This window comes from Acidovorax sp. Root402, assembly GCF_001425125.1.
GTDB classification, from domain to species: domain Bacteria; phylum Pseudomonadota; class Gammaproteobacteria; order Burkholderiales; family Burkholderiaceae_C; genus Acidovorax; species Acidovorax delafieldii.
The window spans coordinates 43,371-55,421 of sequence record NZ_LMDQ01000001.1 but is presented as its reverse complement, the minus strand read 5'-3'; the positions used below and the strand labels follow the sequence as shown (position 1 = coordinate 55,421).

Annotated in this window: 12 protein-coding genes; 7 read left to right on the top strand and 5 right to left on the bottom strand. The window is 69.3% G+C overall.

Features of this window, described 5'->3' with window-relative positions; all coding sequences use genetic code 11:
- Positions 1 to 35: 35 nt before the first annotated feature.
- The 4 genes from ASC83_RS00275 to ASC83_RS00260 are packed head-to-tail and all read left to right on the top strand — an operon-like array spanning position 36 to position 2,968.
- On the top strand, positions 36 to 590 hold the full coding sequence (locus ASC83_RS00275) for an SET domain-containing protein (protein ID WP_056056636.1): 555 nt from the start codon (positions 36 to 38) through the stop codon (positions 588 to 590).
- The gene (locus ASC83_RS00270; protein WP_056056634.1) at positions 587 to 1,441 is read left to right on the top strand and encodes a biotin--[acetyl-CoA-carboxylase] ligase; all 855 of its coding nucleotides are present in this window, start codon (positions 587 to 589) and stop codon (positions 1,439 to 1,441) included. Before ASC83_RS00275 ends, ASC83_RS00270 begins: the two co-directional genes overlap by 4 nt.
- A 46-nt stretch (positions 1,442 to 1,487) precedes the next feature.
- Complete coding sequence (locus ASC83_RS00265; protein ID WP_056056632.1) at positions 1,488 to 2,213, top strand: SPOR domain-containing protein; 726 nt, start codon at positions 1,488 to 1,490, stop codon at positions 2,211 to 2,213.
- Between the two features lie 11 nt (positions 2,214 to 2,224).
- Complete coding sequence (locus tag ASC83_RS00260) at positions 2,225 to 2,968, top strand: DUF6882 domain-containing protein (RefSeq protein ID WP_056056630.1); 744 nt, start codon at positions 2,225 to 2,227, stop codon at positions 2,966 to 2,968.
- A gap of 31 nt (positions 2,969 to 2,999) precedes the next feature.
- Here ASC83_RS00260 and ASC83_RS00255 read toward each other — a convergent pair whose 3' ends face one another.
- The 3 genes from ASC83_RS00255 to ASC83_RS00245 form a co-directional block, all read right to left on the bottom strand.
- Positions 3,000 to 4,004, bottom strand: coding sequence for an MBL fold metallo-hydrolase (locus tag ASC83_RS00255; RefSeq protein WP_056056628.1), 1,005 nt, complete (start codon positions 4,002 to 4,004; stop codon positions 3,000 to 3,002).
- A 152-nt stretch (positions 4,005 to 4,156) separates the two neighbouring features.
- Complete coding sequence (locus ASC83_RS00250) at positions 4,157 to 5,608, bottom strand: sensor histidine kinase (protein ID WP_056056626.1); 1,452 nt, start codon at positions 5,606 to 5,608, stop codon at positions 4,157 to 4,159.
- Positions 5,609 to 5,688: 80 nt separating this feature from the next.
- Positions 5,689 to 6,363 carry a response regulator transcription factor gene (locus ASC83_RS00245; RefSeq protein ID WP_056056624.1) on the bottom strand — a complete coding sequence of 225 codons (675 nt, stop codon included), beginning with the start codon at positions 6,361 to 6,363 and terminating at the stop codon, positions 5,689 to 5,691.
- Positions 6,364 to 6,501: 138 nt separating this feature from the next.
- On the opposite strand from ASC83_RS00245, the gene ASC83_RS00240 reads away from it, so the two are divergent.
- From ASC83_RS00240 to ASC83_RS00230, 3 genes are all read left to right on the top strand, one after another.
- Positions 6,502 to 7,158 (top strand): response regulator, encoded by a 657-nt coding sequence (locus ASC83_RS00240; RefSeq protein WP_056057585.1) that lies wholly within the window; start codon positions 6,502 to 6,504, stop codon positions 7,156 to 7,158.
- The gene (locus tag ASC83_RS00235; protein ID WP_056056622.1) at positions 7,155 to 8,567 is read left to right on the top strand and encodes a HAMP domain-containing sensor histidine kinase; all 1,413 of its coding nucleotides are present in this window, start codon (positions 7,155 to 7,157) and stop codon (positions 8,565 to 8,567) included. The genes ASC83_RS00240 and ASC83_RS00235 overlap by 4 nt, the downstream gene beginning before the upstream one ends.
- 100 nt (positions 8,568 to 8,667) lie before the next feature.
- Positions 8,668 to 9,879 carry a serine hydrolase gene (locus ASC83_RS00230; protein WP_056056620.1) on the top strand — a complete coding sequence of 404 codons (1,212 nt, stop codon included), beginning with the start codon at positions 8,668 to 8,670 and terminating at the stop codon, positions 9,877 to 9,879.
- Positions 9,880 to 9,903: 24 nt separating this feature from the next.
- Here the strand turns inward: ASC83_RS00230 and ASC83_RS00225 are convergent, their stop codons facing one another.
- Both ASC83_RS00225 and ASC83_RS00220 read right to left on the bottom strand, forming a co-directional pair.
- On the bottom strand, positions 9,904 to 10,839 hold the full coding sequence (locus tag ASC83_RS00225; protein WP_056056618.1) for an N-formylglutamate amidohydrolase: 936 nt from the start codon (positions 10,837 to 10,839) through the stop codon (positions 9,904 to 9,906).
- Between the two features lie 164 nt (positions 10,840 to 11,003).
- Positions 11,004 to 11,969, bottom strand: coding sequence for a tripartite tricarboxylate transporter substrate binding protein BugE (locus ASC83_RS00220; protein ID WP_056057580.1), 966 nt, complete (start codon positions 11,967 to 11,969; stop codon positions 11,004 to 11,006).
- Positions 11,970 to 12,051 lie beyond the last annotated feature (82 nt).

The window sequence follows — 12,051 nt, the reverse complement described above, 5'->3', positions numbered from 1 at the left end:
CATGTGTGCATATTCAAGTTAACAGAGTTTTTGCCATGCCCCGCACCGCACCGCCTGCAACCCCTACCCCCGCGCAGGGCCGTCGCATCCAGACCCGGCGTTCGGGCGTGCACGGCAAGGGCGTTTTTGCCGTGCAGGATATTGCAGAGGGCGAAGTCCTTGTCGAATACACGGGTGAAGTGATCGGCTGGCAGGAGGCGCAGGACCGGCACCCGCACGACCCTTTGCAGCCCAACCACACGTTCTACTTCCATGTGGATGAAGACCATGTGATCGACGCAAAGTTCGGTGGCAATTCGTCGCGATGGATCAACCACAGCTGCAACCCCAACTGCTACGCCGACGAGCGGGACGGCCGCATTTTCATCACCGCGCTGCGCAACATCAAGGCGGGCGAAGAGCTGAACTACGACTACGGCCTGATCATTGAAGAGCGCTACACCCCGAAGCTCAAGGCCGAATACCCCTGCTGGTGTGGCAGCCCCAACTGCCGGGGCACGCTGCTGGCGCCCAAGCGCGGCTGGGCGCCACCCGTGCCGCTGCCGCCGTCCAAACCTTCCGCCAAGGCCGCCAAAAAGGCCCGGCGATGAATGCCCCCATCCGCTGGCCTGCCGAGGCCGTCTGGGAAGCGGTGTCACCGCTGTTACCGGGCTTTACCGTCGAGGTGCTGCCCACCATCGACTCCACCAACACCGAATTGATGCGCCGTGCGCGCAACGGCCAGTGCGAGCCCACCTTGCTGGTGGCCGAGCAGCAGACCGCCGGGCGCGGGCGGCTGGGGCGGGTGTGGCAAAGCGATGTGGGGGCTTCTCTCATGATGTCCTTGGGACTGCCGCTGGCCCCCCAGGACTGGTCCGGCCTGTCGCTCGCCGTGGGGGTGAGCGTGGCTGAAAGCCTGCAGCCCGTGCTGCCTGCGCTGGGGGCGGGGCAGCCTGCGCGTGTGGGGCTCAAGTGGCCCAACGACCTGTGGCTGGGCGGCGCTGCGGGCGACCGCAAGCTGGGTGGCATCCTGGTGGAGACGGCCAGTTTTGTGGCACCCCAGGCTGTGGCTTCGCAGGCCAGCACCAGCACCGCGCGCTATGTGGTGGTGGGCATTGGCATCAACGTGCTGCCGCGCAGCCCCGAGGGCATGAGCATGCCCCCCGGCAGCCTGCAGGAGGTGGAGCCGGGCCTGGACGCACCCACCGCCCTGCTACGCATCGTGCCGCCGCTGGTGGCCATGCTGCAGTCGTTTGCGGGCTATGGGTTTGCGCCCATGCAGCCCCGCTTTGCGGCACGTGATGTGCTGCAGGGCCGCGCGGTGACGCTGAGCGACGGCCACACCGGCACCGCGCATGGCGTGGGCGATGATGGCGCGCTGCTGGTGCACACGGCCGGTGGCATGCAGGCCATCACCAGTTCTGAAATCAGCGTCCGGCCGGCGGCGGTGCCACCGGTGTGAGACAGCTTCCTCTTCCGATGCGAGTGTTCTTGAAAGGCCGCGCCCCATGCTCCGTCTTGCCGTGATCGTGCTGTTGCTGGCCAACGCGGGCTACTACGCGTGGTCGCAGGGGCTGCTGCGCCAGTTTGGCTATGCGCCGCAAGAGCAGTCCGAGCCCCAGCGCATGAACCAGCAGATCCGGCCCGAGACGCTGCAGATCCTGAAGGTCAACCCCAGCAAGACCTCCTCCGCTGCGCCCCCCACCCCTACTTCCCCCTCCCAGGCCACCGCCGCCAACTATTCCCCCACTCCCGCCTCCACACCGGCTGCCCCGGCCCCCGCAGACTCTGCCGAGTGCCTGCAGGCCGGCGTCTTCGACGAGCGCCAGGCCGAAGTGCTGCGCACGGCGGCTGCTGGCTTGCCCTCAGGCAGCTGGACGCTGGAGCCCACGCCCGTGCCGGGCCGCTGGATGGTCTACATGGGGCGCTTTGACGACGTGGAAACACTGGACCGCAAACGTGCCGAGTTGCGCGCCCGCAAGGTGGACCACGACCGCGCCGGGGGCACGCTCGAACTGGGCTTGTCGCTGGGCCGCTTCGCATCGAAAGAGGCGGCCGAGCGCGAGCTGGCCAACCTTGGCAACAAAGGCGTGCGCACGGCGCGCGTGATCCAGGAGCGCGCCGAATCCCCCGGCTTCACGCTGCGCCTGTCTGCCGTGAACGACGCGCTGCGGGCACAGCTGGATGTGCTGCGCACGGCCATGGCGGGCAAGACGCTGCGCACCTGCGGCTGAGCACCTTCACCATGAACGAAGAGCAGACATCCATCCAGTGCGGCGAGCACGGAGAGGCCGCACCCACCTACGTGTGCGGCCACCTGTGCCGCCACCCGGTGCAGCGCTGGTTTTGCGATGCGCCGTCGCCAGACACCCCTTACCCGGACGCCTGGTGTGCGAGCTGCCATACCGAGCTGCTCAAGACAGGCGGCGAGTGGAACGAACACAACGCGGACTGCCTGGACCTCCAGATCCTGTGCCACCACTGCTACCAGGACGCCATGGCACGCAGCGTGGAGGCCCTGGACGGTGATGCCGAAGCCGCCTGGATCGATGCGGTGACACAGGGCCACCATGCGCTGCGGGACAAGCAGCGCGCACTGGAGCAGGACCACGGCATCTCGCACTTTGAACGCTGGGACTACGACCAGGCGGCAGGCACCTTGACCTTTTCAGACGGCGGTGTGCCCCGTCTGGTGGCTGACATCGAGTTCATCGGCTCCGTGTCGGAGGCCAGCGGCACCTGGCTGTGGGCCTGGGCCAATTTCCACAACGAGGCCCCGGTGGTGTCGCGCATCGCTGCGGTGCGGGAGTTTGGCGAAGCCCAAGGCTTCCTGCACCTCACGGTGCCGCTGTGGAAGGGCGATGCCACCGATGGCTGGGAGCTGTCGGGCGTGGCCGCGCAGGTGCTGGGCGCCCAGGGCGTGTACCGCGTGCCCACGGGCCGGGGCTTTTTGTACATGGCCCTGATGTCGGTGCAGCGCGTGGCGTGAGCACGGTTGCTGCGCCAACCCCGGTGCAGCGCTATGGCAACGGTATGGCGCGCGTCTCGCCCTGCCGCATGAGCCAGACGCGGTCCAGCGGCAGGCCACGCTGCGCGAGCGCGGCGGCCAGGTCGCGCGGCGGGTGGTCGAAGGCCTCCTGCGTCAGCATGAACGTGCCCCAGTGCACACCCATGGCCTGCCTGGCTTCCACGTCCAGCATGAGCTGCACGGCGTCCTCGGGGTTCACGTGCATGGGCTTCATGAAGTCGCGGGGCAGATAGGCGCCGATGGGCAATGCGAGAAAGTCCACCGGCCCCAGGCGCTGGCGGATGGCCTTGGAGTCGTCGCTGTAGCCCGTGTCGCCCGGGAACAGAAAGCGCCAGGGCGCAGCCGCCTGCGGGCGCGACCATTCCAGCAGGTACCCGCCCCACAGCGAGGCATTCGTATCCCACGGGGTGCGGCGGCTCCAGTGCTGCGACGGCGTGAACACCACGCGCACGCCGGGGGCGATGTCGGCGTGCTCCCACCAGTTCAGCGCGGTGACGGGGCCCATGCCCCGCTGCGTGAACCAGTCGGCCAGCCCCAGCGGCACCACAAAGCGGGGCGACTGGCCCGCGTCGCGCAGGCGGCGCAAGGTGCCGTAGCACAGGTGGTCATAGTGGTTGTGCGAGATCAGGACCACGTCAATGGGCGGCAGGTCCTCGGGCGCCAGGGGCGCAGGCACACGGCGCGGGGCACCGAAGCGGCCCAGGGGGCCCGCAAAATCGCACAGCGTGGGGTCGATCAGCACGTTGAGGCCCGCCACCTGCAGCAGCATGGTGACATGGCCCAGCCAGGTGATCACGGGGGCCTGCTGGCGCTGTGCCAGGCGCGCAGGATCCACGGGCTGCGTCCACTGCCGAGCAAAGGCCTCATAGCCGCCCGCAGGCTCGCTGCGTGGCTTGAAATCGCCGCGCAGCGAGCGCCAGACCATTTCGTACCAGGGGAAGTTGCCGATCACCACGTCAGGGTGCGTGTTGGCAAAGCGGCGGGGCGGTGAGGTCATGGTGGGGGGCTGCGTCCGTGCAAAAAGATCGGGCCTGGCTACGAGGCCGCATGATGCCGGATGCCCGGTGCTGTGGCGGGTTGCCAGCGCATCAACCCTGCGGCTTGGTGGCCTTGTCCTCTGCCACGCCAGTGGCAGGGCCCGCCACGGTGTCAGCTGCCCGCAACCGCGTCCCGCGCCGCAAAACGCACGCTGAAGCGTGCGCCGGGCGGAGTCTGGCCAGGGCGTGCGTCTTCGAGCGTGACCTCGGCATCGTGCTTGCTGGCAATCTCCAGCACGATGGGCAGGCCCAGGCCGGAGCCGTCGGCCTCGCTGCCCAGGGCGCGGTAGAACGGCTGGAACACCAGCTCGCGCTCGGCCTCGGGCACGCCGGGGCCGGAGTCCTCGACCTGCAGCAGCAGCACATGGCCGAAGGTGTCGGCCAGCACGCGGGCAGTGACCACGCCGGGCTTGTCGGGCGTGGAGGGCGTGTAGTTGATGGCGTTGTCCACCAGGTTGCGCACCAGCTCCTTGAGCAGCGTGGGGTTGCCGTCGATCAGCACGCCCGGCGATCCGGGCTCGGCGCCGTCGTAGCCCAGGTCGATGTGCTTGTCGAGCGCACGGGGCACCGAGTCGCGCACCACCTCGATCACCAGGCGCGCCAGGTCGCAGGGCTGGCGGGCAATGCCCACGCCGCTGCCCTCGGCCCGCGCCAGCGCCAGCAGCTGGTTGACGGTGTGTGTGGCGCGGATGCTGGAGCGCCCGATCTGCTGCAGCGAGCGCTTGAGCTCTTCGGTGCTGGTGCCTTCGCGCTGGGCCAGGTCGGCCTGCATGCGCAGGCCCGCCAGCGGGGTCTTGAGCTGGTGCGCGGCATCGGCCAGAAAGCGCTTTTGCGTGGCCAGCGAATCGTTCAGTCGCGTGAGCAGGTCGTTGACGGACGACACCAGTGGCGCCACTTCGAGAGGCACGGTGCGGTCGTCCAGCGGCGAGAGGTCGTCGGGGTTGCGCGCGCGGATACGCTGCTCCAGCTGGTTGAGCGGCTGGATGCCCCGCGCCAGTGCCAGCCACACCAGCAGCACCGCCAGCGGCAGGATGACGAACTGCGGCAGCATCACGCCCTTGATGATTTCGGTGGCCAGCACGCTGCGTTTTTCGCGCGTCTCGGCCACCTGGACCAGCGCCACCGGCGTGTCTTTCAGCGGCAGGCGCACCCAGATGTAGGCCACGCGGATGTCGATGCCGCGCATCTCGGCATCGCGCAGCCGCACCTCGCCCGACAGGGGCACCTCGTCGCTTGGGGGCTCGGGCAGTTCGCGCTCGCCCGAAAGGAACTCGCCGCCCGGGCCGATGACCTGGTAGTACACGATGTCGGAGTCGTCAGCCCGCAGGATCTCGCTGGCGGGCTGGGGCAGGTTGAACTGGGCCTTGTCGCCCACCACGCTCACCAGTTGGGCGAGTGCGTGGGCGTTGTACTCCAGCGCGCGGTCAAACGGCTTGTTGGCCAGGCCCTGCGCCACCAGCCAGGTCAGCGCCAGGCTCACAGGCCACAGCAGCAGCAGCGGCGTGAGCATCCAGTCCAGGATTTCGCCGAACAGGGAGCGCTGCTCGCGCTGGAAGATCTTCACAGCGGCCGCCGTGGCATTTTTGAAGCCAAAACACCCGATAGCGCTAGATTCATATGCACAAGCCGCTATCGTTTTGATAGTTAATTGGGGATCTTCTCAAGGCAGTAGCCCAGGCCGCGCACGGTGGCGATGCGGATGGGCCCGCCTTCGATCTTCTTGCGCAGGCGGTGGATGTAGACCTCGATGGCGTTGTTGCTCACCTCCTCGCCCCACTCGCACAGGCGCTCCACCAGCTGCTCCTTGCTCACCAGGCGGCCGGCGCGCTGCAGCAGCACCTCCAGCAGGCCCAGCTCGCGGGCCGACAGCTCGATCATCTTGCCGTCGATGGTGGCCACGCGGCCGGCCTGGTCGTACACCAGCGGGCCGTGCTTGATGGCGCTGCTGGTACCGCCCATGCCCCGGCGCGTGAGGGCCCGCACGCGGGCTTCGAGCTCTTGCAGGCTGAAGGGCTTGGCCATGTAGTCGTCGGCGCCAAAGTCCAGGCCCTTCACGCGCTCTTCCACGCTGTCTGCGGCGGTGAGGATGAGCACCGGCAGGGCGGAGCCCCGGCCGCGCAGCTTTTTCAGCACCTCCAGCCCATGCATCTTGGGCAGGCCCAGGTCCAGGATGAGCAGGTCGAACTCGTTGTTGGTCATCAGCGCCGCGTCGGCCTCGCTGCCGCTGGCGACATGGTCCACCACGGCGCCCGAGGCACGCAGCGTGCGCAGCAGGCCATCGGCCAGCACCTGGTCGTCTTCGGCAATGAGGATGCGCATGCGGACTGTCTCCTTGGGTGGTGCGGCCCGTGGGCGGGCCTGTGTCGTCATTGTCTGCCTGTGCGAGGATTTTAGGCGCCAGCTCCCTGTCCGGCGCCTTTGGCTGGCTGCAAGCTGGGGACACGGAAAATGGCGGCCATGCACATCCTGCTCATCGAAGACGACCTGGACCTGGGCCAGGCCCTGCTGCAAGCCCTGCAGCAGGGCGGCTTCACTGTGCAATGGCTGCGCAGCGTGGCCGCCACGCCGCCCCTGCCCGACGCCAACGAGGTCGCCGCCGTGCTGCTGGACCTGACCCTGCCCGACGGCCAGGGCATGGCGTTGCTGCGTCGCTGGCGCCGCGCGGGCCTCAGCCTGCCGGTGATCGTGATCACGGCCCGCACCGCCTTGCAGGACCGGCTTGACGGCCTGGATGGCGGGGCCGACGACTACGTGCTCAAGCCTTTCGACGTGCCCGAGCTGCTGTCGCGCCTGCACGCCGTGCTGCGGCGCAGTGCGCGCCAGGCCAGCGAGGAGTGGACGCTGGGCGCACTGCGCTTGGCGCCCCGGCGGCACGAGGCCTGGCTGGGCAAAGAGCCCCTGGCGCTGTCGCCGCGCGAGTTCCGGCTGCTGGTGGAGCTGGCGCGCGAACCCGGCAAAGTGGTGGCCAAGAACGTGCTTGCCCAGCGTCTCGAACCCCTGGGCGACGCGCTGGACGCCGCCACGCTGGAGGTGCATGTCTCCAACCTGCGCAAGAAGATCGGCGCAGAGCGCGTGGTCACGGTGCGTGGCGTGGGCTACCGGCTGCAGCCATGACACCACCTACCGAGACCCCCGCGCCCCCACGCGGCTGGTGGGGCCCGAGCCTCATGCGCCGCACCCTGCTGGCACTGCTCGCGGCCATGGCGCTGGTGTGGCTGGTGCTGCTGGGCCAGGCGGCCATCACCCACTACCGCGCCATGGACACCAACCCCGGCGTGCGCCAGCTCGCGCAGGGGCTGGCGGGGGCGCTGGCCACGCTGGACCAGCCCGCCGAGGCCCGGGCGCTGGTGCACGGCATGGCCCACACCCTCAACGCCATGCGCGCGGACGTGGACCTGCTGCAGGGCACCTCGGTGCTGCTGCAGCTGCAGGACCGCACAGGCCAGCTTCTGCATAGCAGCACGGCCGGTGTGCACGCGGTGGTGCTGGCAGGCGACGCAGGCCATGCCGCGATGGACGTGGCCGGCGCACCCCATTGGGTGGCGTGGGAAAGCACGGGCCCGTGGCGCGTGGTGGTGGCCGAGCCCCGCCTGGCCGATGCGCGGCTGCTGGGCTTCATGGGCGAAGACCTGGCGGCCTCGGTGCTGCTGGCGCTGCCGCTGGTGGGCCTGCCGCTGTGGCTGGCCGTGCGCACCGGGCTGCGCCCGCTGGCGCGGCTGGATGCCCAGATCGCCGCGCGCTCGGCCAACGACCTGCGGCCGCTGCAGCACCTTCCGCCCCAGCGCGAGCTGCACGGCCTGGCCCAGTCGTTCGACCAGCTGCTGGCCCGCCTGCGGGCCCACCTAGCGCGCGAAAAGGCCCTGGTGCACGACGCGGCCCACGAACTGCGCACGCCCATGGCCGTCATCGCCACCCAGGCCCATGTGCTGGCGCAAGCCCCCGAAGGCCCCGCACGCGCGCAGGCCAGCGAGGCGCTGACGCGCGCCGTGCAGCGCGCCGCGCACCTGAGCGAACAGCTGCTCACGCTGGCGGCACTGGAGGAGGCCCCCGCGCAGCACCCCACCGCGCCCCAGGACCTGATGGCGCTGCTGCAGGACTGCCTGGCCGAGCGCGCGGGCTGGGCTGAGGGCCTGGGCGTGGAGCTGTCGCTCGACGGGCCGGACACCCTGAAGCTGCCGTTGGACCGCCAGCTGCTCTGGTCCGCCCTGGGCAATGTGCTGGACAACGCGCTCAAGCACGGCTGCGGCCCCGGTGCGGGGCGCGAGGTGCAGTTGCGGGTGCGGCAGGAGGGCGGCGACGTGGTGGTGTGGATTGCCGACGACGGTCCGGGCATAGCGGCCGGCGAGCAAGACCGGGTGTTCGAGCGCTTCTGGCGCTCGCCACGCGCGCGCAGCAGCGGATCGGGCCTGGGGCTCACCATTGCGCAGCAGGCCATCGGCCACCTGGGCGGGCAGGTCCGCCTGGGGCCGGGGCTGTACGGACGGGGCGTAGGCTTCACGCTGCGCTGGCCGGTGGCGGGCTGACAATCCGCACCCGGCAGCTCCACGCCCAGCGCAGATCTTTGGGTTCGCCCAAGGTTCGCGTTTCAACAATGCCGGCATCTTCTTCACTTCACGAGATGCCATGAACCCTACCCACCTTGTTACCCCTTCCACGGCGCGCAGCGCCCCCCTTCTCTCGCGGCGCCACTGGCTGGCCGCCGCAGGCCTGTCCACGCTAGGCGGCGTGCTCACCGCCTGCGGCGGTGGCGACGACGACGGTCCCCGCGAAGCCCACAAGCGGGTGCAGACCCTGGCCCAAGCGCTGGTGAAGCAGGGTGTGGTGGGCGCTGCCGCCGGGTGGGCGGACCCGCGCCAGGTCCGCACAGCCGTCGCGGGGCTGCGCCGCCTGGGTGGCAATGCGCCCCTGGCCACCGGCGACCTGATGGCCATCGGCTCCAACACCAAGGCCATGACGGCCTGCGCGGCCGCGAGCGTGGTGGACCAGGGCCTGCTGCGCTGGGACAGCACGCTGGCCCAGACCTTGCCCGAGCTGGCGCAGAGCGCCCTGCCCGCCTATCAGCAGATCACGCTGCGCGACCTGCTGGACCATCGCGCCGGGGTGATGGGTTTTTCAGCCATCGAAGACGTGGACCTGTTCGTGAATGCAGTGGGCCCTGAGGTGCTGGCGCGCTTGCAGCAACCTGCGGAGGCAGAGGCGTTCTTCCTGCAGTGGCTGCTGCGCCAGCCGCCCGTTCGCGGCACGGGCGCAGACCCGGGCTTTGCCTACTCCAACGCAGGCTATGCGCTGGCGGCCCGCATGCTGCGCGCGGCCACGGGCCTGGGGTGGGCGGATCTGCTGCGCCAGCGCGTGGCCCAGCCCCTGGGCCTTTCGCTCTTTGTGGGAGAACCGATGCGTGCCGGTAGCCAGCAGCCCGCCGGGCATGAAATCCTGGACGGGCGGCTGCAGCCCCTGCCCCTGGCCGAGGCGCCGGAACGTGTGTGGCTGGAGGTCTTGGACCCGGCAGGCGCCGTGAGCCTGACGGTGGAGGAGGACGCGCGGTGGCTGCAGTGGCACCTGCAGGCATTGCGCGGCGACGCCACCCCCTTGCCCCGCAGCTATGTGAAGGGCCTGCAGGACCTGGGGCATGCCCCCGCAGGCCGCTATGGCCTGGGTTGGCTGGTGCATGCGGTGCACGGCACGGGCTGGTTGCTGCACAACGGGCAGGACGCGGGCTTTCAGGCGCTGTCGGTGGTCGCACTCGATGGTTCGCGCGCGGGCCTGGCCCACAGCAATATCGCCACGGCGGACAGCATGGGCCTGCTCTACGAAGGGGTCTCCACGCTGGTGGCCTGAGCCCGCCGGGCCTGCGTCGGGTGCTCAGCGCGGATCGTGTGCCAGCAGCCTCTGCACCAGGGTCTTGAGGTCCGCCTGCAGCCGCGCCATGCCCTCAGGCATCTGGGCGAGCGTCTGCTCGTCCATGTAGAGCTTGCGGTTGATCTCGACCTGGATGCTGTGGCGGTGCTGCGCGGGGTTGCCGTAGCGGCGCACCAGCTCCACGCCCTTGTAGGGGTGGTTGTATTCGACGCTATAGCCGCATGCGCGCAGGTGCTCGCAGATCAGTGCCGACAGCGCCGGGCTGGCGGTGGTGCCATCGCGGTCGCCCACCACAAAGTCGGCATGCTCCAGCCCCGGAAACTCGGTGGCAAAGCGCCCGGCCACGGCGGGCATGGAGTGGCAGTTGAGGTGGATGCTGTAGCCGTGGCGCGCATGGGCGGCATCGATGGCCTGGGCCACGGCGGCGTGGTACGGGCGCCAGCAGCGGTCGATGCGCGCACGCACCTCGGCCACAGTGAGCTGGCGCTGGTAGATGGGTTCGCCCTGGTCGGTGAACTTCCAGATCAGCCCCTTGCCCAGGCGCACCTTGCTGAGCACCTTGGGATCGGTGGAGATGGGGTCGGGCCAGTCGCCGTCCAGCAGGCTGGTGTCCAGCTCGGTCGTATCGCGGTTGGCGTCCAGGTAGATGCGGGGGAAGTGGGCCTCGACCCAGGCCACGCCGAGCGCGGGGGCAAAGGCGTAGATCTTTTCGACGTGGGTGTCTTCGGCCCGGCGCAGCGTGGCCAGGTCTAGGGCGGAACCAAAGTCGTCGGGGTACCGGGTGCCGCTGTGGGGGGAGTCGAGGACCAGTGGTGTGCTGCCGGGCACCGCAGTGACGGTGGCGGTGCTGGAGGGTTGTGTGGCAAGCCCCGGCGAGCCGGTGACGCCGGGCTGGGCCTGCTGGAAGCGGTGGTGGATCAGTTTCAAGGCTGCATGCATAGGCAGAGTGTGCGCAAAGGAGGGCGGCTGGCCTAGCCGCCCAGACCGGGATGTGACTATGGTTATCCCTGAGACCTTGAGCAGGCCCGGGAAGCAGGCTTGCCTGCGTCGTCTCACCATCCCAGCTGTGGCCGTCCCCGGGGCGAGGGCCCGGGGAAATCAGGTCAGTCGAGCACCACCTTGGCGTAGGCCGCCACGCGCTTCATCTTGTCGATCTCGCTGGCGATCTGGGCCGTGAACTCCTTGGGTGTGGTGCCCGAGGGGTAGAGGCCCTGGCCTGCCAGGCGCTCGCGCACGGCGGGCTCCTTCAGGGCCTGGGCGACGGCTTGCTGGATGCGCTCTGCCGCCGCTGGGGGCGTGCCCGCAGGGGCCACCAGGCCAAACCATGAAGGCTCGTTGGCCTGCTTGTAGCCCAGTTCGGCGTAGGTGGGCACATCGGGCAATACATCCAGCCGCTCGGGCCACGACACCGCCAGTGCCTTGAGCTTGCCCGATTTGACGTGCGGGAGCGACGAAGCCACCTGGTCAAAGTACACCGCCACCTGGCCCGCCAGCACGTCGTTGATGGCCGGGCCTGCACCACGGTAGGGGATGTGCACCATGGAGGTGCCCGTGCTGCTCTTGAACAGCTCGCCCCACATGTGGCCGATGGTGCCGTTGCCGGGGGTGGCGTAGGACACCTTGCCGGGGTTGGCCTTGAGGTACTTCACCAGCTCCGCAAAGTCCTTGACGGGCACCACGGCCGGGTTGATCACGATGACGCCCGGGGCCTTGACGATCTCGGTCACGCCGATGAAGTCCTTGGTTGGGTGGTAGGGCAGCTTGGTGTACACGGCGGGGTTCACGCCATGGGTGGACAGCGTGGCCACGCCCAGGGTGAGGCCGTCTGCCGGCGCGCGGGCGACTTCGGCCATGCCGATGGAGCCGCCTGCGCCGCCCCGGTTTTCCAGCACCACGGGCTGCTTGAGGATGCGCGCCAGCGACTCTTGCAGGCTGCGGGCCGTGATGTCCGTGGCGCCCCCGGGCGGGAACGGAACGATGATGCGCAGGGGCTTGCCCTCTTGCGCCAAAGACATTCCGGGAGCGAAAGATACGGCGGCCAGCGCTGAGAGCAAGTGACGGCGTTGCATGGGCATTTCTCCTATGGGTTGCATTGAGGTTAAAGGATTCAATGCGCTCTACCAAGCAATGGATATGCCTGATAACATTCCT

Bases quoted from the DNA above. Each gene is read 5' to 3' on its own strand.
- ASC83_RS00275 (WP_056056636.1), top strand. From the start codon at position 36: ATGCCCCGCACCGCACCGCCTGCAACCCCTACCCCCGCGCAGGGCCGT.
- ASC83_RS00270 (WP_056056634.1), top strand. From the start codon at position 587: ATGAATGCCCCCATCCGCTGGCCTGCCGAGGCCGTCTGGGAAGCGGTG.
- ASC83_RS00265 (WP_056056632.1), top strand. From the start codon at position 1,488: ATGCTCCGTCTTGCCGTGATCGTGCTGTTGCTGGCCAACGCGGGCTAC.
- ASC83_RS00260 (WP_056056630.1), top strand. From the start codon at position 2,225: ATGAACGAAGAGCAGACATCCATCCAGTGCGGCGAGCACGGAGAGGCC.
- ASC83_RS00255 (WP_056056628.1), bottom strand. From the start codon at position 4,004: ATGACCTCACCGCCCCGCCGCTTTGCCAACACGCACCCTGACGTGGTG.
- ASC83_RS00245 (WP_056056624.1), bottom strand. From the start codon at position 6,363: ATGCGCATCCTCATTGCCGAAGACGACCAGGTGCTGGCCGATGGCCTG.
- ASC83_RS00240 (WP_056057585.1), top strand. From the start codon at position 6,502: ATGCACATCCTGCTCATCGAAGACGACCTGGACCTGGGCCAGGCCCTG.
- ASC83_RS00235 (WP_056056622.1), top strand. From the start codon at position 7,155: ATGACACCACCTACCGAGACCCCCGCGCCCCCACGCGGCTGGTGGGGC.
- ASC83_RS00230 (WP_056056620.1), top strand. From the start codon at position 8,668: ATGAACCCTACCCACCTTGTTACCCCTTCCACGGCGCGCAGCGCCCCC.
- ASC83_RS00225 (WP_056056618.1), bottom strand. From the start codon at position 10,839: ATGCATGCAGCCTTGAAACTGATCCACCACCGCTTCCAGCAGGCCCAG.
- ASC83_RS00220 (WP_056057580.1), bottom strand. From the start codon at position 11,969: ATGCAACGCCGTCACTTGCTCTCAGCGCTGGCCGCCGTATCTTTCGCT.